Annotated in this window: 22 protein-coding genes; 11 read left to right on the forward strand and 11 right to left on the reverse strand. The window is 60.8% G+C overall.

The annotated features are described in order from the left end of the window. Window positions 1–22 precede the first annotated feature (22 nt). Window positions 23–1,384 carry an MFS transporter gene (locus HF257_RS10100; protein ID WP_185707767.1) on the forward strand — a complete coding sequence of 454 codons (1,362 nt, stop codon included), beginning with the start codon at window positions 23–25 and terminating at the stop codon, window positions 1,382–1,384. 144 nt (window positions 1,385–1,528) lie between these two features. Here HF257_RS10100 and HF257_RS10105 read toward each other — a convergent pair whose 3' ends face one another. After that, a complete protein-coding gene (locus HF257_RS10105) occupies window positions 1,529–2,332 on the reverse strand; it encodes a SirB1 family protein (protein WP_185707765.1) in 804 nt (267 codons plus the stop codon). A gap of 187 nt (window positions 2,333–2,519) precedes the next feature. On the opposite strand from HF257_RS10105, the gene HF257_RS10110 reads away from it, so the two are divergent. After that, on the forward strand, window positions 2,520–3,539 hold the full coding sequence (locus HF257_RS10110; protein ID WP_185707763.1) for a Glu/Leu/Phe/Val dehydrogenase family protein: 1,020 nt from the start codon (window positions 2,520–2,522) through the stop codon (window positions 3,537–3,539). Between the two features lie 55 nt (window positions 3,540–3,594). On the opposite strand, the gene HF257_RS10115 is transcribed toward HF257_RS10110, so the two are convergent. Continuing rightward, window positions 3,595–3,855, reverse strand: a complete 261-nt coding sequence (locus HF257_RS10115; RefSeq protein WP_012722374.1) for a YebG family protein — start codon at window positions 3,853–3,855, stop codon at window positions 3,595–3,597. 248 nt (window positions 3,856–4,103) lie between these two features. Here HF257_RS10115 and HF257_RS10120 point away from each other — a divergent pair, with 248 nt between their 5' ends. Next, window positions 4,104–4,592 (forward strand): phosphate-starvation-inducible protein PsiE, encoded by a 489-nt coding sequence (locus tag HF257_RS10120; RefSeq protein WP_176994956.1) that lies wholly within the window; start codon window positions 4,104–4,106, stop codon window positions 4,590–4,592. Here HF257_RS10120 and HF257_RS10125 read toward each other — a convergent pair. From HF257_RS10125 to HF257_RS10135, 3 genes are all read right to left on the reverse strand, one after another. Continuing rightward, complete coding sequence (locus tag HF257_RS10125) at window positions 4,589–4,903, reverse strand: DUF3509 domain-containing protein (RefSeq protein WP_185707761.1); 315 nt, start codon at window positions 4,901–4,903, stop codon at window positions 4,589–4,591. The genes HF257_RS10120 and HF257_RS10125 overlap by 4 nt on opposite strands. A 300-nt stretch (window positions 4,904–5,203) precedes the next feature. Next, complete coding sequence (locus tag HF257_RS10130; protein WP_185707759.1) at window positions 5,204–6,490, reverse strand: serine/threonine transporter; 1,287 nt, start codon at window positions 6,488–6,490, stop codon at window positions 5,204–5,206. A 60-nt stretch (window positions 6,491–6,550) separates the two neighbouring features. Then, window positions 6,551–7,927, reverse strand: coding sequence for an L-serine ammonia-lyase (locus HF257_RS10135; RefSeq protein WP_185707757.1), 1,377 nt, complete (start codon window positions 7,925–7,927; stop codon window positions 6,551–6,553). 137 nt (window positions 7,928–8,064) lie between these two features. On the opposite strand from HF257_RS10135, the gene HF257_RS10140 reads away from it, so the two are divergent. Further along, window positions 8,065–9,012: a LysR substrate-binding domain-containing protein gene (locus HF257_RS10140; RefSeq protein ID WP_185707755.1), complete on the forward strand. Its 948-nt coding sequence runs from the start codon at window positions 8,065–8,067 to the stop codon at window positions 9,010–9,012. A 212-nt stretch (window positions 9,013–9,224) separates the two neighbouring features. Then, complete coding sequence (locus tag HF257_RS10145) at window positions 9,225–9,635, forward strand: HPF/RaiA family ribosome-associated protein (RefSeq protein ID WP_185707753.1); 411 nt, start codon at window positions 9,225–9,227, stop codon at window positions 9,633–9,635. 54 nt (window positions 9,636–9,689) lie between these two features. On the opposite strand, the gene HF257_RS10150 is transcribed toward HF257_RS10145, so the two are convergent. Further along, window positions 9,690–11,204 carry an MFS transporter gene (locus HF257_RS10150; protein ID WP_185707751.1) on the reverse strand — a complete coding sequence of 505 codons (1,515 nt, stop codon included), beginning with the start codon at window positions 11,202–11,204 and terminating at the stop codon, window positions 9,690–9,692. Window positions 11,205–11,309: 105 nt separating this feature from the next. On the opposite strand from HF257_RS10150, the gene HF257_RS10155 reads away from it, so the two are divergent. Next, on the forward strand, window positions 11,310–12,182 hold the full coding sequence (locus HF257_RS10155) for a LysR family transcriptional regulator (protein ID WP_185707749.1): 873 nt from the start codon (window positions 11,310–11,312) through the stop codon (window positions 12,180–12,182). On the opposite strand, the gene fecA is transcribed toward HF257_RS10155, so the two are convergent. From fecA to HF257_RS10170, 3 genes are all read right to left on the reverse strand, one after another. Further along, window positions 12,179–14,515, reverse strand: coding sequence for a TonB-dependent Fe(3+) dicitrate receptor FecA (gene fecA / locus HF257_RS10160; RefSeq protein ID WP_185707747.1), 2,337 nt, complete (start codon window positions 14,513–14,515; stop codon window positions 12,179–12,181). The genes HF257_RS10155 and fecA overlap by 4 nt on opposite strands. Window positions 14,516–14,606: 91 nt before the next feature. Continuing rightward, window positions 14,607–15,548: a FecR domain-containing protein gene (locus HF257_RS10165; RefSeq protein ID WP_185707745.1), complete on the reverse strand. Its 942-nt coding sequence runs from the start codon at window positions 15,546–15,548 to the stop codon at window positions 14,607–14,609. Next, entirely contained in the window at window positions 15,545–16,033 is a 489-nt protein-coding gene (locus HF257_RS10170; RefSeq protein ID WP_185712086.1) for a sigma-70 family RNA polymerase sigma factor, read from the reverse strand. The genes HF257_RS10165 and HF257_RS10170 overlap by 4 nt, the downstream gene beginning before the upstream one ends. A gap of 183 nt (window positions 16,034–16,216) precedes the next feature. On the opposite strand from HF257_RS10170, the gene HF257_RS10175 reads away from it, so the two are divergent. Genes HF257_RS10175 through HF257_RS10195 form a run of 5 tightly spaced genes read left to right on the forward strand, consistent with a single transcriptional unit; the run spans window position 16,217 to window position 19,979 of the window. Beyond that, window positions 16,217–16,519, forward strand: coding sequence for a DUF3649 domain-containing protein (locus tag HF257_RS10175; RefSeq protein ID WP_122306279.1), 303 nt, complete (start codon window positions 16,217–16,219; stop codon window positions 16,517–16,519). After that, window positions 16,516–18,090: a PepSY-associated TM helix domain-containing protein gene (locus tag HF257_RS10180; protein WP_185707739.1), complete on the forward strand. Its 1,575-nt coding sequence runs from the start codon at window positions 16,516–16,518 to the stop codon at window positions 18,088–18,090. The genes HF257_RS10175 and HF257_RS10180 overlap by 4 nt, the downstream gene beginning before the upstream one ends. Next, window positions 18,091–18,417 (forward strand): DUF3325 domain-containing protein, encoded by a 327-nt coding sequence (locus HF257_RS10185; RefSeq protein WP_185707737.1) that lies wholly within the window; start codon window positions 18,091–18,093, stop codon window positions 18,415–18,417. 9 nt (window positions 18,418–18,426) lie between these two features. Beyond that, window positions 18,427–19,005, forward strand: a complete 579-nt coding sequence (locus tag HF257_RS10190; RefSeq protein WP_185707735.1) for an RNA polymerase sigma factor — start codon at window positions 18,427–18,429, stop codon at window positions 19,003–19,005. Continuing rightward, window positions 19,002–19,979: a FecR family protein gene (locus HF257_RS10195; protein ID WP_185707733.1), complete on the forward strand. Its 978-nt coding sequence runs from the start codon at window positions 19,002–19,004 to the stop codon at window positions 19,977–19,979. Before HF257_RS10190 ends, HF257_RS10195 begins: the two co-directional genes overlap by 4 nt. Here the strand turns inward: HF257_RS10195 and HF257_RS10200 are convergent, their stop codons facing one another. Together HF257_RS10200 and yejK are read right to left on the reverse strand one after the other, a co-directional pair. Then, window positions 19,980–20,330 carry a glutaredoxin family protein gene (locus tag HF257_RS10200; protein WP_185707731.1) on the reverse strand — a complete coding sequence of 117 codons (351 nt, stop codon included), beginning with the start codon at window positions 20,328–20,330 and terminating at the stop codon, window positions 19,980–19,982. It abuts the gene before it with no gap. Next, window positions 20,330–21,334, reverse strand: a complete 1,005-nt coding sequence (gene yejK / locus HF257_RS10205; RefSeq protein ID WP_003171997.1) for a nucleoid-associated protein YejK — start codon at window positions 21,332–21,334, stop codon at window positions 20,330–20,332. The genes HF257_RS10200 and yejK overlap by 1 nt, the downstream gene beginning before the upstream one ends. Window positions 21,335–21,691: the final 357 nt, after the last annotated feature.

Consider the following 21,691-nt stretch of genomic DNA (forward strand, 5'->3'; position numbering starts at 1 on the left):
AAAACAAGACAGGTACCTTGCGATGCACAATCAGATTGCCAGCTTTCGCGCGGCACTCGACGCCCGTCCGGTGTCGCGCTACCAATGGTTGATCCTCCTGTTGCTGGCGCTCCTGCTGGTAACCGATGGCTACGACGCTCAGGTACTGGGTTATGTAGTACCGGCGCTGGCCCAGGATTGGGGCCTGGAAAAGTCTGCATTCGGCCCGGTGTTTAGCGCCAACCTGCTGGGCCTGACGTTGGGCTCGCTGCTGGTGACACCGCTGGCTGACCGGTTTGGCGTGCGCCGTATCCTGCTGGGCTGCGTGCTGATCTATGCCAGCCTCACCGTGCTGATGGTGTTTGCCAACTCGCTGACCACGTTGATGGCGGCGCGGTTTATCTGCGGTATCGGCATGGGCGGCGCGATGCCCAGCGCCATGGCGTTGATGTCGGAGTACTCGCCGCCGCGTCTGCGCACCTTCATGGTGACCCTGGCAGCGTGCGGCTTCTCGTTTGGCGGGGCGGCAGGCGGGTTTGTGGCTGCAGGGTTTATCGAAGGCTACGGCTGGCAGGCGGTATTCCTGGCCGGTGGTGTAACGCCATTGCTGTTGTTCCCTTTCCTGGTGTGGCTGCTGCCGGAGTCCTTGCCGCGTCTGCTGCGCGATGCGCCGCCGTATGTGCGCTTGCACAAAGTCACGTCGCGCATGCTGCCTGACTGGCAGGCACCCCTGGCGACTGATGCAGAAAACCGCCAGGAACAGGGCAGCAAACTGACGGTGGTGGAGCTGTTTCGCAACGGCTATGCACGCCCGACGCTGCTGATATGGGCGACGTTTTTTGTCAGTTTGATCCTGCTGTATTTCATGATCAGCTGGTTGCCGTCGCTGCTGCTGGAAAGTGGCCTGGCGCTGAAGCAGGCCAACCTGGTGACCTCGATGTTCCTGTTTGCCGGCACCTTGGGCGCCATCGGCATGGCCTGGTTTGCCGACCGTTTGAAAAGCAAGGTGCGGCTGCTGTCCATCGTGCTGGCGGCCGCAGCCGTATGCACCATCCTGCTCGGCCTGAACCACGATAACCCGCGCTATCTGGTGGCCTGCGTATTTGCCGCCGGGTTCTGCATCATCGGTGGGCAACTGACGCTCAACGCCTTTGCCAGCAACTTCTACCCCGCGCACGTGCGCGCCACCGGTACCGGATGGGCACTGGGCGTGGGGCGGTTTGGTTCAATCCTGGGGCCGTTGTTTGGCAGCCTGCTGTTGGCGATGCAGATTCCGGTGCAGCAGATATTTTTCTTTTGCGCGATTCCGGCGGTGATAGCGGCGTTGTTGATTATTCAGGTGCGTGCGCCTGGCGTTGTGACGGCGCGTACCTCCCTGCCTGGCGATATTCTCAAAGCCCCCTAGTTCAACTTGTAGTGAGCGGGCTTGCCCCGCGCCGGGGGGCGAAGCCGCCCCAAACCCATGCACCTCGGTCTATCTGAAACACCGCAGCGGCCTTATTGGGGCGGCTTCGCCCCCCAGCGCGGGACAAGCCCGCTCACTACAGTCCTAGTGCACCACCGAGTTGGGTGGCAGGTGCCCGAGTCGCTCGGTGAGGCGCAGGCGCTGGATCGGGTCTTCGCTGAGCAGCAGCGCGTGCTCCAGGTCGAAGCGCTCGGCATTCGGGCAATCCAGGCGTTGATACAGGCTGGCCCGCGCCAGGTAATCGGCGGCGCTGGCATTGCCCAACTCCAGCACACGTTCGGCGTCCACCAGGGCGTCCAGCGGCGCGTCGTTGGAAAGGTGCAACTGGCGCAGGTTGCGCGACAGCCGTTGCAGGATCGAGCGCGGGTCGGCGGTGTGCAGGTGATCGGACTGCAACTTGAGGTTGGGCCCATATTGGCGATGCAGCAGCTCGCGGCAATCGTTGGGGTACAGGCGCCGGCCGCCACACGGGTCCAGCAGGTGGTCTGCGCCGGGCACCCGCAGCAGGAAGTGCCCCGGAAAATTCACACCGACCATCGGGATATGCAGACGACGCGCCAGCTCAAGGGCAATCAAGCCCATCGCCAGCGGCTGTCCGCGTTTGCGTTGCAACACCTTATCCAGCAAGGCAGCGGCGGGGCGTAGGGGGGTAAAGTCGTCCTGGGCGAACCCCAGGTCATTCAGGCGGCGCAGTAACGGTTGCCCGAGCTCGTCCGGCGGCAGCATGGGCATGCCTATACCGACCTGCTGTTGCAGTAACGCCAGCTCCTGCAGGATCACCAACGGTTGCACGGCCGCGTCATGCTCGGCTGCAATCCACAGCGCTGCTTCAAACAGCGCAGGGGGGGAACGTTCCAGGCAGGCGAAAAAGGCTTTGCGGGGATTCATTGCATTCTCCGGCGGATGCCCCCGTTTTAGCCTTGCTGGGAATTTTCGTCCAGTGGCTTGAGAAATATCCCGCGCGCTTATGTCTCAGGGCCTGCAAAACCGGTCGGCTTATTCCAGCGTGGTCCGGCAGTTTTCTACCGCAAGCCTATACTTGGGCCACTACCAGAAGTGATTCGGGAGCCTGACGATGTTTGCTCTCATGCACAGCACCCGCCTTGAATCGCTGCACCTGAGCGTCGACCCGGTCACCGGGCTTAAAGCGGTCATTGCCATCCATAACAGCCGCTTGGGCCCCGCCCTTGGCGGCTGTCGCTACCTCTCCTATCCCGACGACCAAAGCGCCGTGGCGGATGCCGCGCGCCTGGCCCAGGGCATGAGCTATAAAGCGGCCCTGGCCGGCCTGCCGGTGGGCGGCGGTACGGCAGTGATCATCCGTCCCGTGCATGTAGAAAGCCGTGCGGCGCTGTTTGAAGCCTTTGGTCGCTGCATCGAAAAACTCGATGGCCGTTTCATCATTGCCATCGACAGCGGCACTTCGGTCGCCGACATGGATTGCATTGCCCAACAGACACGCTTTGTCACCAGTACCACGGCAGCCGGCGACCCTTCGTCTCACACAGCCATGGGCGTGTTCGCGGGGATTCGCACCACGGCCATGGCGCGACTGGGCAGCGACAACCTCGAAGGCTTGCGCGTGGCGGTCCAGGGCTTGGGCAACGTGGGTTACGCCCTGGCCGAACAACTGCACGCCGCCGGTGCCGAGTTGTTGGTGAGTGACATCGACCACGGCAAGGTGCAATTGGCCATGGAGCAACTGGGCGCCCACCCCATCGCCAACGATGCCTTGCTCAGCACGCCTTGCGACATCCTCGCGCCGTGCGGCCTGGGTGCGGTGTTCAACCGCCAAAGTGTCGGCCAACTGCGCTGCGCCGCCGTGGCCGGTTCAGCCAGCGCGCAACTGACCAACCTGGACATTGCCGATCAGTTGGAAGGGCGCGGCATTCTCTATGCGCCCGACTATGTGATCAATTCCGGCGGCCTGATCTACGTCGCGCTGAAGCACAACGGCGCGCAATTGCCGGATATCACCGCGCACCTGGCGAATATCGGCACACGCCTCACGGAAATCTTCGCCCACGCTCAAGCTGAGAAGCGCTCCCCTGCACGGGTGGCGGACGAACTGGCCGAGCGCCTGCTGTACAAATGACCCACGCATTAAAAAGGCCCTGAATCAATGATTCAGGGCCTGTTCAATTCGGGCTTTATTCCGCCGGAGCGTTCAGCAATTCGGACAGCGCGTCCGGTTGGCTCTTGAACGCCTTGGCAAAGACATCACGGTTCTTCGCCATGTAGATCCCGGCTTCTTCGACCTGCTGCTCGCTCAGGGACGGCACGGCTTTTTGCAACACTTCTGCCAGCAACTCAGCGAGTTCAAGCATTTTGTCATGACGGTCAGCTTCGGCTTTATCCATGAACAAACGCTCCAGATCTCGGCTGCTGCGGTATACCACTTCGACGGCCATTCACCACCTCACATGCCTTCACGATAGTTATCTTTTGCGACTACTGTATTTATATACAGCTAAAAGGGTAAGCCAAACCGTGGGGTTTGGGTAGCAGTTTTTTAATGTAGCCCGTAAATACAGGTTTGCAGTGCCTCATGTCACCCCGCCATCATCTTATACCGGTCGCTGGCCTTTTTTCTGCATGCAGAACAACGGTCACGTCTAACCCGCATTATCCGGTCGAGCCGACCTAAGGAAGCATCATCGTGAAAATCAACTGGGCCGAAAAGCTGCGCCAGAACGTCCATGAACTGGCCGAGTCCCTGGGCAACCTGTTTGTCGAGTCGTTCCACTACCTGGCGCTGTTCGCCATTGGTGCGGTGACCGCATGGGCGGCGGTGATGGAATTTTTGGGGATGCTGGAGAACGGGCACATCAAGATCGATGACATCTTGCTGCTGTTCATCTACCTGGAATTGGGCGCGATGGTCGGGATTTATTTCAAGACCAACCACATGCCCGTGCGCTTCCTGATCTACGTGGCGATCACCGCGCTGACGCGCCTGCTGATCTCCAACGTGTCCCACCACAACCCGCCTGACATCGGCATCATCTACCTGTGCGGTGGGATTCTGCTGTTGGCGTTCTCGATCCTGGTGGTGCGCTACGCCTCGTCGGCGTTTCCGTCGGTGAAGGTCGAAGGCCCGCGCCGCAAAGGCGAGGCGAGCCTGGAAACCGAGAAGGGTGAGCTTTAAAGCCCGACGCTGAAGGGCAGGGAACTGGTGGGCGGTCGTTGCAACAGTTTGTGATCGCCATCGGTCATCACCGCCAGGATCTCCATGGCGCTGTGGCCCTGCTCGATGGCAATGCCGAATTGAATGCTTTGTACCAGGCGTTTAAGCCGTTGCGGGTCGTTGCGTTGCTCGGCGCTGATCATGCGCTTGGCCACCACACCCGACTCAGTGGAAAGAGTGAGCATGATGCTGCCATCCAGCCGTTGGATACTCAGGTTGACACGGTAGTTTGGCGTGAAAGTGTCGGTGATGATCTGAAAAGGATTGTCCATGGTGCGTTACCGCCTGATAAGAACATGCAGTCATTGACGACCGGCATCGGGAATAGTTCGCGTCTCCTGACCACCGGCCACTTCGTCGCTGAGGTTTTCGCAAGGTCCGTTTTCCTCAATAGCTGTACAGCAAAGGGCGTGCCGTGCGGCGCTCTTCCTGCTTATGGAGCCCCAATGTGAGAGCGGGCTTGCTCGCGAAAGCGGTACATCAGCCAAGCATTCATTGACTGATACACCGCCTTCGCGAGCAAGCCCGCTCCCACATTTACTCAGTGCTGTGCTTTAGGTTTTTGCTTTGTTTCAGGGCAGTACCGAAAAAACGATCGCAGACAGCGCAATCAGCCCGATCACCACCACAAACACATTCGACACCTGACCCGAGTACTGGCGCAGCGATGGCACGCGGCGGATCGCGTACATCGGCATCAAAAACAGCAGGCACGCGATGATCGGCCCGCCCATGGTTTCGATCATGCCCAAGATGCTTGGGTTAAACGTGGCGACAGCCCAGCAGGTGAGCACCATGAACAGCGCAGTGCTGCGTTCCAGCCATTTGGCCGACATCGAACGGTTACGGCCACGCAGGGATTTGACGATCAAGCCCTGGAAGCCTTCGCTGGCGCCGATGTAATGGCCGAGGAAGGATTTGGTAATGGCCACGAGTGCGATCAATGGCGCGGCGTAGGCGATCACCGGGGTCTGGAAGTGATTGGCCAGGTACGACAGGATCGAAATGTTCTGGGCCTTGGCCGCTGCCAGGTCTGCCGGCGACAGTGCCAGTACACAGCTGAAGCAGAAGAACATCACCGTCAACACCATCATGCTGTGGGCGGTGGCGAGAATGCCGCTGCTCTTACGCTCGGCCTGCGCGCCGTACACGCGTTTCTGGTCGACGGCAAACGCGGAGATGATCGGCGAGTGGTTGAAGGAAAACACCATCACCGGGATCGCCAGCCACAGGGTCTTGAAGAACAGTGGCAGGGGCATGCCATCGCTGGCTGAGGCGAAGAACGCGCCGTTCCAGTTAGGAATGAGGCTGAACGCCAGCAACAGCAGGGCGGCGACGAATGGGTACACCAGCACGCTCATGGCCTTGACGATCACGCCCTGGCCGCAACGCACAATGGCCATCAGGCCGAGGATCAGCACCAGCGACAGGATCGCCCGGGGCGGCGGCGCGATGTGCAGTTGGTGTTCCATAAAACTGCTGAGGGTGTTGGTCAGCGCCACGCTGTACACCAGCAGGATGGGGAAGATTGCAAAGAAGTACAGCAGGGTGATCAGCTTGCCCGCGCCGACGCCGAAGTGTTCTTCGACCACTTCGGTGATGTCGCCGGATTTGCCCGACAACACAAAGCGCGTCAGCCCACGGTGGGCGAAGAAGGTCATCGGAAAGGCCAGCAGTGCCAATACGATCAACGGCCAGAAGCCGCCGACCCCGGCATTGATCGGCAGAAACAGCGTGCCCGCGCCGATGGCGGTGCCATAGAGGCCGAGCATCCAGGTGGTGTCGTGTTGGGTCCAGCCAGTTGTAACGGTGCTCTCTACAGCAGGATTTTCGGCAGCAGGTGTACGTACATCGGTCATCGTTATTGCCTCGTTATTATTTTTGCGCGGGCTCACGTTGGGACGGTCAGGGAATGCTCCTCAGCATTCCACCCAGCTCACGGCCAGGCCGCCCCGTGAAGTTTCTTTGTATTTGTCATGCATGTCGGCGCCGGTATCACGCATGGTGCGGATCACCCGGTCGAGGGAAATGAAGTGTTTGCCATCACCGCGCAGGGCCATTTGCGTGGCGTTGATCGCTTTGACGGCGGCGATGGCGTTGCGCTCGATGCACGGTACTTGCACCAGGCCACCAACGGGGTCGCAGGTGAGGCCGAGGTTGTGTTCCAGGCCGATTTCGGCGGCGTTTTCCAGTTGCTCAGGAGTGGCACCGAGTATGTCGGCCAGCCCCGCGGCGGCCATGGCGCAGGCTGAACCGACTTCGCCCTGGCAGCCGACTTCGGCGCCGGAGATCGAGGCGTTTTTCTTACAGAGGATGCCGACGGCGGCAGCGGCCAGGAAGAAATTGACCACGTCATCATCAGACGCGTCAGCATTGAACTTCATGTAGTAATGCAGCACCGCCGGGATGATCCCCGCGGCGCCATTGGTCGGCGCGGTGACCATGCGCCCGCCGGCGGCGTTCTCTTCGTTGACGGCGAGGGCGAACAGGTTCACCCATTCCATGGCCGACAAGGTCGACGTGATTACGTTTGGTTTGCCGATTTCCAACAAGCTGCGGTGCAATTTCGCGGCGCGGCGTGGCACATCCAACCCGCCGGGCAAGATGCCTTCATCGCGCAGGCCTTGCTCCACGCACTCGCGCATCACCGACCAGATATGCAAAAGGCCGCTGCGGATGTCTTCGTCACTGCGCCAGGCGCGTTCGTTGGCCATCATCAGCTCGGAAACCCGCAAACCGTGCTTGTTGCACAAAGCCAGCAGTTCGACTGCGCTGGAGAAGTCGTAGGGCAATTCCACATCGCTGGTCGGCGCAATGCCCGATTCAGCCTCAGCCGCTTCGATAATGAAACCGCCGCCCACTGAGTAATAGGTTTGTTCGCTCAACAGGCCGCTGTCGCCATAGGCGTGCAGGGACATCGCGTTGGGGTGATAGGGCAGGCTTTCGTCCAGCAGCAGGAGGTCGGTGTGCCAGTTGAAGGCAATGTCTTCGACGCCGGCGAGCAACAGCCGGCCGGATTCGCGCAGGTGCTGGATGCGGGTGTTGATCGTGGTGGGATCGACCTTGTCCGGCCACTCGCCCATCAAGCCCATCACGCAGGCGCGGTCGGTGGCGTGGCCAACGCCGGTGGCCGACAGCGAGCCGTACAGGCGCACTTCAACGCGGCGGGTGGCGCGCAGCAAATGTTGATCGATCAGTGCCTGGGCAAAGGTCGCTGCCGCCCGCATGGGGCCGACGGTGTGGGAGCTGGATGGGCCGATGCCCACTTTGAATAGATCGAAAACACTGATAGCCATGCTAAAGCCTTACAAGCAATGGAGTAGGAATCGCTGCCATGTTTTGTAGGACGAGCGCAATTGGCGCGATACTGAGCGTCTGGATCGGCACTGACCAACGAATTATCCTAAGACACCCTTTAGCAGGACTAAACCCTATGACCCGCCCCCTTCATGGCCAGACTTACGTTTGGCTGCACGTTTTTTCCTGCGCCGCGCGGCACTTGTCGTTCACCCGCTGCGCCGAAGAGCTGCACATCACGCCGGGGGCGGTGAGCCAACAAATCCGCCAGTTGGAGGAGCGCCTGGGTTTTCGTCTGTTTCACCGGCGCGCACGCGGTGTAGAGCTCAGTGCCGAGGGGCAGCGTTTGGCGGCGACGGTGGGGGAGGCCTACGGCAGTATCGATGCTGAATTGCAGCGGTTGGATGCGGGGATGATCAGCGGCACCCTGCGGTTGCGCTCGATTCCGTCGTTTCTCGGCAAGTGGCTGACCCCGCGCCTGCCACGTTTGCAGCAGCGCTTCCCGGACATTCAACTGCGCCTGGTCGCCGAAGACAGCAGCATCGCCCTGCACGAAGGTGACTTCGACCTGGCCATTGACCTGAACGACGGCAGCTACCCGGGCTTGTTATCCACAGCCCTGTTGGATGAGCAAATCTTCCCGGTGTGCGCGCCGAGCTTGCTGCGCGGGCGCCCGCCGTTGCATGGCCCAGCCGACCTGGTGCACTTCCCCTTGCTGCACGACATTACTGCTTGGCGTGGGAGTTATGAGTACGCGGAGTGGGAGTTTTACCTGAATGCTATCGGCTATCACGAAGCCGACGTGCGCCGTGGTCATACCTTCAACCGCAACCACCTGACCATCGAAGCCGCCATTGCCGGCATGGGCGTGGCCATCGCACGGCGTACCTTGCTTAACGATGAGCTGGAGCGCGGCACCTTGATCGTGCCATTCGGCCTCGCTGTGCCTAATCACAAACGCTATGTGCTGCTGTATGCGCCGGGCGCGCTGAGCCATCCGGGCGTGCGGGCAGTGCATGATTGGCTGGTGGAGGAAGCAGAGATTTTTCGCGGTTTGCACCCGTTGGGAGAGGGGCAATTGTGAGGTTCGCTGGGCGTAAGAAGATGTAACTAACTCCCCACCCTAACAGCGTTTTTGCTTGTAGTCAGGGTTAATTTGTAATGTGGGATTTATCTTTGCAAAGGGGTTGAAATGTTTCGCTGACTGCTCAATTGTGTAATCAAGAGGTCATGGTTTCACCGCATCGGTGTTGCAGTTGTGACCTCTCGCGAGCTAGCTGAAATAAGGGAAGAACTATGCAAATCCAAGTCAATAGCGATAACCATATTGAAAGCAGCATCCGACTGGAGGAGTGGGTACGTACTACCATTGAGAGCACGCTCGAACGTTACGAAGAAGACCTGACCCGAGTGGAGGTCTACCTGCGGGATGAGAACGGCGACAAGCCCGGTCCCCACGATTTAAGTTGCCGTCTGGAAGCCCGGCCAAAAGGCCATCAACCGCTTTCGGTGCTGCACAAAGCCGATACCCTGGAGCAGGCGATCGACGGTGCGGCCACCAAGCTGGACCATGCGTTGGATCATCTGTTTGGCAAACTGCAAGGCAAGCCACGCGCTGCCGCGAAAAACTTGCCGGCCAACAAAGTGAATGACGACGCGCTTGAAGAGGAATTCCTGGAAAACGAAAACGCTGCACTGAATAGCTGACAGTTTTTTCAACTCCCACTAGAAACGGGCCTGCATCTGCAGGCCCGTTTGCGTTTACCGGTTGCGCCGGAAGAAATGCCCGCTCAGCAGCGCCAGCCCGCAAGCCCCTAGACCTGCAAACAGCATGGCCCATCCAGCGCCGTGACGCAGCGCGCCCTGGGCATCGGCGAACGTCAGCCCTATCGAAGACGACAATTTGCCCGCCGCTATGTTTTGGCTGATTGCTGGCCAATCCATTGCTGTGCTTGCGGGCAACACAGCGGCCAGTTGATGGCTGATGCCCAGCAGCAGCACCAACCCCATCAACGCGATGTTGAGCGCCAGGGTGATCAATCGCGCACTCAAGTCGATGCCCGAAGCCATGCCCGCACGATCCGCCGAGACGGAACCGGTGGTGGTATTGGTGGTGGGTGAGTTGGTCAGGGCCAGGCCGACGCCGGCAATTACGCAACTGATCAGCACCAGTACGATACTCGGCTGGGCGGCGCTGTTGACGGCTGCCATGCTCAAGAACCCCGCCCCCATCAAGCCCAGCCCCAGAGGAATGATGCGCTCGGCGCCATAGCGCAAGGCCAGGCGCTCGGCCAGCGGCGGTACCAGCAAGGTCGGCAGGGTATAGGCGAGCAGGGCGCCGCCGGTGGTCATCGTGTCGTAGCCCAACCCGGCCTGGAAATACAGCGGCAGGTAGATCATGAACGGCCAGAAGCTGAAGTTCATGCCGATGGAACCCATCAACGCGCCGTTGAAGCGTTGGATGCGAAACACCGAGAAGTCGAACATCGGATGGCCGCTGCGTCGTTCAATGAAGATGAATAGCAGCAAACCTGCCACTGACAAAACCGCCCAGCCGAGCATGGCCGGTGTGCCAAAGCCGTACTCGCTGCCTTGGGTGATGAAGTACACCAGGGCGAACACCGAAAGCGTCAAGGTGAGCATGCCGGCGATGTCGAGGCGATGGCCAGCCGGATCGCGGGATTCCTGCACGCTGATGTGCAGCAGGCCCAGGGTGAGCAAGGTCAGCGGTACGTGTACGAGAAATACCCAGCGCCAGTCCGCCACCGCCAGGATCAATGCCCCGACCATCGGGCCGAACCCCAGGCCTATACCCGCAATCACACCCCACACCGCAAACGCCCGTGCCCGCGCTGCCGGCTCGCGGAACTGATGCGACAGAATCGCAAACTGACAGATCATCATCGCGCCGGCGCCGATGCCTTGTACGAAACGTGCCACGATCAGCGTCGAAGCGTCATTGGCCAGCCCGCACGCGAGTGAAGCCAGGCCAAACAGCCACAGGCACAACACCAGCATGCGCCGACGGCCAAAACGATCCGCCAAGGTGCCCGCCGCCATCAATACACTGGTGCAGGCCAGCGTGTAGGCATTCATGATCCATTGGGCGTCCTGGAAACCGGTGCCCAATTGCTCTTCGAGGGTGGGCAGGATGACCGGCACACTGGAGATTTCCAGGCCGAACATCAGGGCCACCAGGCACACGGCGGTGAGGGCGAGGCCGTTCCTGGCGGTGCTTGGGGTAGTGCTGGCCGATAACGTGGTGGCGGGTGGCATGGGATGCTCCTGAAAAGATGACGTTGGGCTATTTTCAGGGGAATTCAGTGACTTATTCGTGATAAGTTTTCCGCTGATAAGGGAATGCGAGGCGACAATAAAATCATGGCCACCCCACGCTTTGATGGCGTTGAACTGTTCCTCCAAGTGGTGGAAAGCGGCAATCTGACAGAGGCCGCCGAACGGCTGAACCTCACGCGCTCCGCTGTCGGTAAGGGCTTGGCACGGTTGGAGGCGCGGCTGGGTACGCGCCTGTTGCAGCGCTCGACCCGCCGTCAACATCTGACAGAAGACGGGCAGGCGTACTACGAGCATTGCCTGCGGGCGTTGGCGGAACTTGAGGCCGCCGAATCGGTGCTGGAAAGCGGTCGGCAGCAACCCCGTGGACGCTTGAGGGCCAGCGTGCCGCTGGCTTTCGGGCATCACTATGCAGCGCCCGCACTGTGGGGGCTGATGGATCGTTATCCAGAGTTGGAGATCGAGGTCTGTTTCTCTGATCGCATGATCGACCTGGTGCAGGAAGGCTTCGATATTGCCGTGCGCATCGGTGAGTTGCCCGACACCGACCGCCTCAATGCACGTCGCCTGGGTGAACAGGCCATGGGCTTGGCGGCGTCCCCAACGTACTTGCAACGTGTAGGCCCGATCGAGTCTGTCGATGATCTGACAGGCCATCGAGGTATTGCCTACCGGACCAACCACCCCCATCGCTCACGGGTGATATCGCCGCTGGTGCTCGACGACCTCCAGGCCGTGGCCGATGCCGCTATCGCCGGCGTTGGCCTGGCCTGGTTGCCCAGCTGGTTGATCGCCCATTACGTGCTGCGCGGCCAACTCGAAGCCGTCCTGCCAGGCTACCGCGAACAACCTGCGCCGATCCATGTGGTCTGGCCGACCGCACCGCATATGCCGGCCAAGACCCGTTGCGCCATCGATGCGCTGGTCGCGGCGACGCCCAGTTGCCTGGCGGGCAGTTAGAACGCGATGGAGGTCTGCACGTACACAGTGCGCGGCTCGCCGACGTACTTGCCCTTGTTGTTGTCGTCGAACGAACGGGTGAAGTACTGGGTGTTGAAGATGTTTTTCACACCGACCGCCACGTTCAGGTCCGACAGCTGCGGGCCGAAGTCGTACGCCGCACGGCTGCTGAACAACATGTAGCCAGGGATACGTCCGGTGCTGCCGTCAGCACTTTCCTTCTGGGTGTTGGCGTTGTCGGCGAACTGGCTGCTCTGGAAGCTGCTGTCCACGTTCAGTTTCCAGCGGCCTTCGGTGTAGCCCACGCCCATGGTGCCTTTGTGCTTGGACGAGAAGGGCACGCGGTTGCCTTTGTTCGGGCCGTCTTCGCGGATGGTGGCGTCGACGTAGGCGTAGCTGGCGTACACATCGAAACCGGCCAGCACCGGGCTCAAGCCGTCGAGGGCGTAGTTGACGCTGGTTTCGATGCCTTGGTGACGGGTCTCACCGCGGGCGATCACCGAGTCGTTGGTCTGGTTGCTTTCATACTGGTTGTCGAAGTTGATCAGGAACGCGCCGATTTCTGCGCGCAAGGCGCCGTCGTCATAACGGGTACCCAGTTCCCAAGTGCGGGCCTTTTCCGGTTTGACGGCGCCGCTGGTCACACGGTTGGGCATCTGGCTGTACTGCACGCTGCCAAATGAACCTTCGGTGTTGGCGTAGAGGTTCCAGCTGTCGGTCAGGTGATAGAGCACGTTCAACGCCGGCAGTGCGGTGTTGTAGTCGCCCTTGTATTTGACGTTGGTCAGGTTGTTGGTTTGCTGGGACTCGATCATCTCGTAGCGGATGCCCGGCGTGATGGTCCATTTGCCGATATCAATCCGGTCATCGACGAAGAAGGCATTGGCTTCGGTACCGCCACGGGTGTCACGGTCGTTGCGGCTGTCGGTGGTGGGGATTTGTTGGTTAGTGGCAATGGGTGTGCGGTAACGCAGTTCGTGGCCGGCCTCATTGATATAGCGGTAGCCCACGCCCACTTCATGGCTGGTAGGGCCCAGGTCGAAGCCTTGGGCGAAGCGGGTTTCGATACCACGTACCCAATACTCGCGTGGCGATAGCGAGAGGAAGGTGCCCTGGTCGAGGTAACCGCTGCGCAGTGTCTTGGTGAAGAAGCTGTTGACGGTGAATTCGCGACGGTCTTGCTCGTAGCGGTAACCGACGTTGAACATCGTGCGACGACCCCAGAATTTGTCGTAGGGGCGGGTGGACTGATACGGATCAGCCTTGTAGTCCTTGACGTTCAAGCCCCCAGGCATATCGGCCTGGCCTTCGTAGTACTGCGCCATGGCATTGAAGCTGTTGGCTTCGTCCAGTTGGTATTTACCCTTGAGGATCAGGTCGTCAATGCGCGTGTTGCTGTTTTCACGCCAGTCGCCGCCACGGGTGCCGGAATACAAGATCGCGCCGCCCAGTCCGTTGTCGGCAGTGCCGCCGGCCAGCAGGTTGCCGGTGGTCTTGAAACCATCGTGGCTGGAAGACGGGCTGGTTTCAGTCTGGAATCCGCCTTTGACGGTGGGCGCATCCGGGATCGCGCGGGTCACGAAGTTGACCACACCGCCCACGTTCTGCGGGCCGTAACGCACGGCGCCGCCACCGCGTACCACGTCCACGGCGTCCATGTTACCCATGCTGATGGGCGCGAACGAAAGCTGCGGCTGGCCATAGGGTGCGAAGGGCACAGGGATACCGTCCATCAACACCGTGGAGCGCGACGCCAAGCGCGGGTTGAGGCCACGAATACCGAAGTTCAGCGCCATGTCGTGGCTGCCGGTGCCGTTGTTTTCCGGGGCGTTGACGCCGGGAATGCGGTTCAGCACATCGCGAGCCTGGGTGGCGCCCTGGCGTTCGAATTCTTCGCGACGGATCACGTCGCGGGCGCCGGGGTGTTCAAATACGTTGGTTTGCGCAGCGTCACCGAGCCAGTCGCCGACCACGCTGGACGTGCCCAGCTCAATAGTGGCAGGCGCATTGGCCGGTTGCAGGCTGTAGGCATTGTCGCCTTCGGCGCGGGCTTGCAGGCCGGTGCCTTCCAGCAGTTTCTGCAGACCGTCAGCCGCGCTGAAGTTGCCCGACAGGCCACGGCTCTGCATACCTGCTGTGACTTCGGAACCGAACGAAATCAACACGCCCGCTTCGCGACCAAATTGGTTCAGTGCGGTTTCCAGCGAGGTCGGTGCGATGTGGTAAGGCTTGGCCTCGGCGGCCATCACAGCGGGCAGCGCGGTAAGACTCAAGCTGGCGCCAAGTAGGAGTTGGCGCAGGGTGCGGGCAAGAAGCGTCGGTTGCTGGGGCATGAAGAGCGGTCCTGAGAAGGAAGGATCAAGGTGGCTTTCCTTCTCTGTCACGCGAGGTGTGGAAAACGGCTCACACTTTTTGTAAATACATTCAGGCGCGGGCCTGGACGGTCACCCAGTAACGGGTAAAGCGCCGCACCTTGACCGGCAGGCTGACTTCCAGCAGGTCGAGAATGCGTTCGCTGTCATCCAGCGGGTAGCTTCCGGAGATCAGCAGGTTGGCCACCTGCGGATCGCAATTGAGCTGGCCACGGCGATAACGGCCCAGCTCGCCGAGGAAGTCTTCCAGTCGCATGTGCGCGGCCATCAGCATGCCATCGGCCCAGGCGCCGCTGTTGGCGTCGGTAGGGCGCGGCGTGTCCCAGCCTTTGCGGGTGAAATTGACCTGGTGCTCGGCCTGGACTGTCAGCGGCAGGCCGCTGTAGGTGTTGGGCATGACCTCGACCTGGCCGTCGAGCACTGCCAGTTGGGTGTGGTCGTTGAACTGGCGCACGTTCAGGCGCGCCGCTTGGCTGGTGAGCAGGCCCTGGCCCGTCAGGATGTTGAGCGGCGCGCTGCCTTTAATGGCAGTCAGCAGGATCTCGCCTTCGAGCAGGCGGATCAGCCGCTGTTGACCGTCGAAATGCACATCCACGGCGCTGCCGGTATTGAGCTGCAATTGGCTGCCATCGGCGAGTTGCACCTTGCGGCGCTGGCCGACGGGGCTGCGGTAATCGGCGGTCAGTGGCGGCAGGATATGTTGCTGGCGCAAGCTCCAGGCCGCCGCAGAGCCAGCACCGAGGATCAACAACAGCTTGAGCGCCTGGCGACGGCTGCTGGACGTCGGCGCGTTTAATGCCGCGTGAGCCAGTGGCGAAGGCATGCCGCGCAGGCGCTGGTTGACGCGCTGCATATGGTCCCACGCACGCTGATGCTCGCTGTGGGCATTCAGCCATTGCTGCCAGGCCGCTTGCTGGCGCGGGTTGAGGGCGCCTTGCTGCATTTCCATCAGCCAGTGCACGGCTTGTTCGGCGACTTGGGTCGAGATATTCATAAGGCGAAGTAGCAGCGCATGGCGGCTTTGGTCAGGTGACGTTTGACGGTGGCGATGGAAATGCCCAGTTCCGCGCCGATTTGCGCGTAGGTCAGGCCATCGAGTTGGGCCAGCAGGAACGCACGCTTGACCTGGATTGGCAGGCCGTCGAGCAGTTGGTCCAGCTCGACCAGCGTTTGCAAGATGATCGCGCGTTCTTCCTCGGACGGTGCGACGTGTTCGGGCATTTGCGCCAGGGCGTCGAGGTAGGCGCGCTCCAGGTCCTGGCGGCGGTAGAAATTGAACAGCACGCGCTTGGCGATAGTGGTGAGGAACGCGCGAGGCTCAACCAGCGTGGGTGTTTCGCGTGCGGTGAGCACACGCATGAAGGTGTCTTGCGCCAGGTCGGCCGCACTTTCCGGGCAGCCGAGTTTGCGTCGCAACCAGCCGGTAAGCCAGTGGTGATGGTCGTTGTACAGAACTTCGACGATGGTGGACGGCTGCAACGGAGTCACCCTTCGCTACGAGCATGCGAGCATCGGCACGCTTTAGAGAACAAGAATTGTTCGCATTGTAGGCGGCCCGATACAGTTCGGCAATCCGCCAGCACGGGTGTTTCATCCGTTCTGTTTTGCTTATGAGAATATTTATCATTAATATTGCGGCCTGATGAAACTGGCGCCTCCCGCATGAAAAGCAAAACCTCACTTCCCGCGCTCTACCGTCTAGCCGTCACCTCACGTGTGCTGGCGGCCGTGGTAGGCGGCTACCTGATGGCTTCATTGGCCGCCATCTGCCTGGCGTTGTGGATGCCCACTTCCCGCGCCGATGCGGTGATCACCGGGATGATGAGTTCGTTTGTGTTCTACCTGCTGGCGGTGCTCTGGTGTTTCGCCTGTCGCACCGCGTGGCGCGCCTGGTTTGGTGTGATGTTGCCAAGCGCAGCCTTTGCCACCCTGGCGGGCGTTGGGCTGTGGATGGCGCGCACATGAAAGAGGGCTTCCGTCAGGCCATGGCCTGGTTGCACACCTGGGCAGGATTGATCTTTGGCTGGCTGCTGTTTGCAATTTTTCTGACGGGGACCTTGTCGTATTTCAAGGATGAAATCAGTCATTGGATGCAGCCCGAAGTACAGGCTCACCCGCTGGACGATGCGCGCAGCCTCGGTGTTGCCCAATCCTATCTGCAGCAGCAGGCGCCTAATGCCGCGCGCTGGTTCATCACCTTGCCAGACAGCCGCGACCCCGGCCTGTCGGTGATGTGGCAAGACAAGATCGACCCGGGCAAACGTGGCAACTTCATCCAGAAAACCCTCGATCCAGTCACCGGCCAGGCCGTAGAGGCCCGTGAAAGCATGGGCGGCGAATTCTTCTACCGCTTCCACTTCCAGTTGCAGATGCCTCACCCGTGGGGCCGCTGGTTGTCGACGATTGCGGCCATGGTGATGTTTGTCGCACTGATCACCGGCATCATTACCCACAAGAAAATCTTCAAGGACTTCTTCACCTTCCGCCCCCGCAAGGGCCAGCGCTCCTGGCTCGACGGGCATAACGCCGTGGGCGTGCTGGTATTGCCGTTTCACTTGATGATCACCTACAGCAGCCTGGTGATTTTCATGAGCATGGTGATGCCGGCACCGATCCTGGCCTCTTATGGCAATGACACCCGGGCGTTCTTCAATGAGGTGTTCCCGAACACCAACAATGCGCCCGCGCTCGGTCAACCGGGGAAACTGTTGCCATTGCTGCCGATGTACGAGAAAGCGCGTGAACAATGGGCGGGTGGCCATGTTGGACGAGTGGCGGTGAACAATCCGAGTGACGTGAACGCGTCCGTCAATGTATTCCGTGCCGGCGCCGACAGCGTGGTGCACGACTTTGGCAGCACTGTTTCCTTCAATGGCACTACCGGCGAACTGTTGCGGGTGAGCGGGGAACCGTCCCTTCCGGCGGTGATCGGCGGCAGTTTCTATGGCCTGCACATGGGCCATTTCGCCGGCCCGGTGCTGCGCTGGCTGTACTTTATCTGCGGCCTGGCAGGCACGGCGATGATCGGCACCGGGTTGGTGATCTGGCTCGGCAAACGTCAACTCAAACACGCTAAAACCGGGGTGATGCCGTTCGAGTTGCGGCTGGTGGAAGTGCTGAACATCGCCAGCATGTCCGGGCTGATGATTGCCATTGCGGCGTTCTTCTGGGCCAATCGCCTGCTACCGGTGAGTTTCGCCGAACGTTCTACCTGGGAAGTGCAAACCTTCTTCATCGCCTGGGGCTTGAGCCTGCTACACGCGCTCCTGCGCCGTGGCCGCCAGGGTTGGGTCGAGCAATTGAGCTTCGGCGCGTTGCTGTTTATCGCGATCCCACTGCTCAACGCGTTGACCACGCCTTACCACCTGGGCACTTCACTGGCCCGTGGCGACTGGGCCATGGCCGGCTTCGACCTGACTTGCCTGGCCAGCGGCGTGTTCCTCGGCTGGGCTGCGTGGAAAATGCAGCACCGTACCGCTGCGCAACCCAAGGTTGAACGTGCACGCTCGTTGACGCTCAAGCAGGAGGCGCACTGAATGCTGCTCTCGCTGCTGATGTGCTACGCCGGGTTTACCGCGCTGTGCCTGTCCACCGACCGTCACCACGGCGAGTTGCTGCACAGCAAACCTTCTGCGCGTCGACGCCTGGGTTTGCGCGCGACGGGATGGCTGCTACTGATCGTGTCGAGCTGGCCGGCTGTGAGTGTGGCGGGCTGGGGCCAGGGCCTGGTGGAGTGGTGCGCAGTGTTGATGCTCAGTGCGTTGCTGTTGGTGTTGCTGTTGCCGTACCGGCCAAGGCTGGCCTTGATCCTGGCGGGCGTCGGCCTACTGGCCAGCCCTGTTGCGGCCTTTGCCACTCTCTGAGCCCATTCGATGATGATCAGCACCCCGCCTGAATCCCAAGACAGCCAGCACGTTGATGCGGCGGGCGGACGTGCGCATTTCCTGCAGGTGTTCTTGTCCCAGCGTTCGCAGATGGAGGCGCTGGTCAGCCGACGTGTCGGCTGCCGCGCCACGGCGGCGGACCTGGTGCAGGATTTGTTCCTGCGTTTCTGGCGCCGGCCGCTGGTACAGGTCGAGGAACTCAGCACCTATCTGCTGCGCTGCGCCGGCAATATCGCCATCGACCATCTGCGCAGCGAAGGCGCCCGTGTGCGCAGCAGCGAAGGCTGGTTGCCAGAGCAACAGGATAACCAGGGTTCCGAACCCCAGGCCGCGCTGGAAGCGGGCAATGATTTGCGCCATGTCGAAGCCGCGTTGCGCAGCTTGCCGGAGCGCACTCGGCAGATATTTCTGCTCAATCGCATTCACGGCCGTAAGTACGCGGAAATTGCCAAGGCCATGGGGTTGTCCCAAAGTGCCGTGGAAAAACATATGATGCGTGCCCTCGAAGCTTGCAAGGCCAGCCTTCGTGAGCCATCGCCTCCACGCACGCCAGGGAAAGCCTCGTGAACCTCACCCCCACGCCCGACCAGGAACAAGCCGCGCTGGCCTGGCTGAGCCTGCTGCACGATCAACCCAGCAGCGGCGACCAGGCGACGTTCAGCCAATGGCTGCGGGCCGACCCTGCGCACGTCGAGGCCTATTCACAGGCCCAGGTGTTGTGGGAGTTGAGCGAAGTGCCAGCGCGCCAACTGGCGAACGAAGACGCCTTGGCCTTGCAGCGTTACCTCAGCGCGATGAATACCTCGAAACGCTCGCGGGTGGTACGTTGGTCCGGCGCATTGGCCATGGCGGCGTGCCTGCTGGTGATGGTGTCCATGGGCGTCGGTTGGCAGCCGTCGCGTTGGGTTGATGACTTCGGTGCCGACTATGTGAGCGCACCTGGAGAAGTGAAAACCGTCACCTTGGCCGACCAATCCCAAGTGACACTGGATGCCGACAGCGCGATTGCCGTGGATTTCAGCCATGGCGAGCGGCATATCCAATTGCGTCGCGGCGCGGGTTTTTTCAGCGTGACCCACACCGGCCAATCGTTTGTGGTAGAGGCGGGCAGCGGTGAAGCGCGGGTGCTCGGCACACAATTCGAAGTGCGCCTGCAACCGGCGGGTGCCCAGGTGACCGTGTTATCAGGAAAGGTGGGTGTGACGCCTTCCAAGCAAGGCCAGCAGCAAATTCTGACGGCCGGCCAGCAAGTGGCCTATGCCGAGGGTGTTGCCGATGCGATGCACCCTGTGGACAGCGAATCCCGCCTGGCGTGGCGCGACGGCTGGCTCAACTACTACAAGGCACCGCTGGCCGATGTGATCCAGGATCTGGGCCGTTACTACCCTGGCCGCATCCTGTTGCTCAACGAAGACATGGGCGCCAAACGCGTCAGCGGCAGCTTCCCGAGCAAAGACCCGCAAGCGGTGCTGAACGCTTTGCAGGCGGTACTCGGTTTTGAACAGCACAACGTGCTCGGGCGGATGATCGTGGTGCGCTGATTACTTCAGCGCGGCCATGATCTTTTCGGGGCTGTATTCGCGGATCAGCGTGCCGTTTACGTCCACGAATGGAATGCCGCCGCCGCCCAGCGCCTCATACGCCTTGCGCGCCTGGGCGTCCTTCTCGATATCGAAGGCCTGGTAGGGAACGCCCTTTTGGTCCAGGAAGCGACGGATCTGCTTGCAGTAGCCGCACCATTCGGTGGAATAGAGCACCACCCGCGCCGAAGCCCGGACTTGCTCTGGCGCCACCTGCGACGGGTTGAACACGCGCTCGATCTTGCCCCAGTTCTGGATTACCACCACCACCAGCAATACCAGCAGGACTTTCTTTAAGACCCCGCCAAGCATCAGTTACGGCGCTTGAGCTGGTCGGTCAGTTGGGTCGGCAGGCCCTTGATGATCAGCGTGCCGGCGGCTTCGTCGTACTCAATCTTGTCGCCCAGCAAGTGCGCTTCAAAACTGATCGACAGGCCTTCGGCACGCCCGGTGAACCGGCGGAACTGGTTGAGGGTGCGCTTATCTGCCGGAATTTCCGGTGACAGGCCGTAGTCCTTGTTGCGGATGTGGTCGTAGAACGCTTTAGGCCGATCTTCATCGATCAAGCCCGACAGTTCTTCCAGGCCCATGGGCTCGCCGAGCTTGGCCTGGCTGCTGGCGTAATCCACCAGGGTCTTGGTTTTTTCGCGGGCGGACTCGTCTGGCAGGTCTTCGCTTTCAACGAAGTCACTGAAGGCCTTGAGCAGGGTGCGGGTTTCGCCTGGGCCGTCAACGCCCTCCTGGCAGCCGATAAAGTCGCGGAAGTACTCCGAGACCTTCTTGCCGTTCTTGCCCTTGATAAACGAGATGTACTGCTTGGACTGCTTGTTGTTCTGCCACTCGGAGACGTTGATGCGCGCCGCCAGGTGCAGTTGGCCGAGGTCCAGGTGACGTGAAGGGGTCACGTCCAGTTCATCGGTCACCGCCACGCCTTCGCTGTGGTGCAGCAGGGCGATGGCCAGGTAGTCGGTCATGCCTTGTTGGTAGTGGGCAAACAGCACGTGGCCGCCGGTGGAGAGGTTGGACTCCTCCATCAGCTTCTGCAGGTGCTCGACCGCTGTACGGCTGAAGGTGGTGAAATCCTGGCCACCGTCGAAATATTCCTTCAACCAGCCGCTGAACGGGTGCGCGCCGGACTCGGCATGGAAGAAACCCCAGGCCTTGCCTTGTTTGGCGTTATAGCTCTCGTTGAGGTCGGCAAGCATGTTCTCGATAGCGGCGGATTCGGACAGCTCCGAATCGCGAGCGTGAAGAACCGCAGGTGTGCCGTCGGGTTTTTTGTCGATCAGGTGGACGATGCAATGACGGATCGGCATAGGCTTCTCGGCTGGTTGATAGGGGAGCGGTTGCCTCCCCGAAAAGTCGACCAGTGTACCGCACCCGTTGGCCAAGGCACCCGTCGAAGGGCGTTTTGGACACTCTCCGACGGGGCATATGCCTTTTTTTCACGGTTTAGAGCGATAAAGCTGACCAAATGGCTAGGTAGAAGCGGATATTTCCCCGTCTCTGTGCTAGTTTTGCCCCGTCTTACGCCAAGTCTCGGCGTTAAGCGTGCATTCAGCATCTGTCAGGTCGAACCAATCCCCGTTTCAAGCATCTATAACCCCGATCTCCGTGGTTATAGCCGGGGGTGCCAGGCCATGACGGTCGGGCTCGACGGCTGACACTGCACT

The organism is Pseudomonas cremoris (genome assembly GCF_014230465.1).

Coding starts and splice junctions, on each gene's coding strand:
- HF257_RS10100 (WP_185707767.1), top strand. CDS start 23: ATGCACAATCAGATTGCCAGCTTTCGCGCGGCACTCGACGCCCGTCCG.
- HF257_RS10105 (WP_185707765.1), bottom strand. CDS start 2,332: ATGAATCCCCGCAAAGCCTTTTTCGCCTGCCTGGAACGTTCCCCCCCT.
- HF257_RS10110 (WP_185707763.1), top strand. CDS start 2,520: ATGTTTGCTCTCATGCACAGCACCCGCCTTGAATCGCTGCACCTGAGC.
- HF257_RS10115 (WP_012722374.1), bottom strand. CDS start 3,855: ATGGCCGTCGAAGTGGTATACCGCAGCAGCCGAGATCTGGAGCGTTTG.
- HF257_RS10125 (WP_185707761.1), bottom strand. CDS start 4,903: ATGGACAATCCTTTTCAGATCATCACCGACACTTTCACGCCAAACTAC.
- HF257_RS10130 (WP_185707759.1), bottom strand. CDS start 6,490: ATGACCGATGTACGTACACCTGCTGCCGAAAATCCTGCTGTAGAGAGC.
- HF257_RS10135 (WP_185707757.1), bottom strand. CDS start 7,927: ATGGCTATCAGTGTTTTCGATCTATTCAAAGTGGGCATCGGCCCATCC.
- HF257_RS10140 (WP_185707755.1), top strand. CDS start 8,065: ATGACCCGCCCCCTTCATGGCCAGACTTACGTTTGGCTGCACGTTTTT.
- HF257_RS10145 (WP_185707753.1), top strand. CDS start 9,225: ATGCAAATCCAAGTCAATAGCGATAACCATATTGAAAGCAGCATCCGA.
- HF257_RS10150 (WP_185707751.1), bottom strand. CDS start 11,204: ATGCCACCCGCCACCACGTTATCGGCCAGCACTACCCCAAGCACCGCC.
- HF257_RS10155 (WP_185707749.1), top strand. CDS start 11,310: ATGGCCACCCCACGCTTTGATGGCGTTGAACTGTTCCTCCAAGTGGTG.
- fecA (WP_185707747.1), bottom strand. CDS start 14,515: ATGCCCCAGCAACCGACGCTTCTTGCCCGCACCCTGCGCCAACTCCTA.
- HF257_RS10165 (WP_185707745.1), bottom strand. CDS start 15,548: ATGAATATCTCGACCCAAGTCGCCGAACAAGCCGTGCACTGGCTGATG.
- HF257_RS10175 (WP_122306279.1), top strand. CDS start 16,217: ATGAAAAGCAAAACCTCACTTCCCGCGCTCTACCGTCTAGCCGTCACC.
- HF257_RS10180 (WP_185707739.1), top strand. CDS start 16,516: ATGAAAGAGGGCTTCCGTCAGGCCATGGCCTGGTTGCACACCTGGGCA.
- HF257_RS10185 (WP_185707737.1), top strand. CDS start 18,091: ATGCTGCTCTCGCTGCTGATGTGCTACGCCGGGTTTACCGCGCTGTGC.
- HF257_RS10190 (WP_185707735.1), top strand. CDS start 18,427: ATGATGATCAGCACCCCGCCTGAATCCCAAGACAGCCAGCACGTTGAT.
- HF257_RS10200 (WP_185707731.1), bottom strand. CDS start 20,330: ATGCTTGGCGGGGTCTTAAAGAAAGTCCTGCTGGTATTGCTGGTGGTG.
- yejK (WP_003171997.1), bottom strand. CDS start 21,334: ATGCCGATCCGTCATTGCATCGTCCACCTGATCGACAAAAAACCCGAC.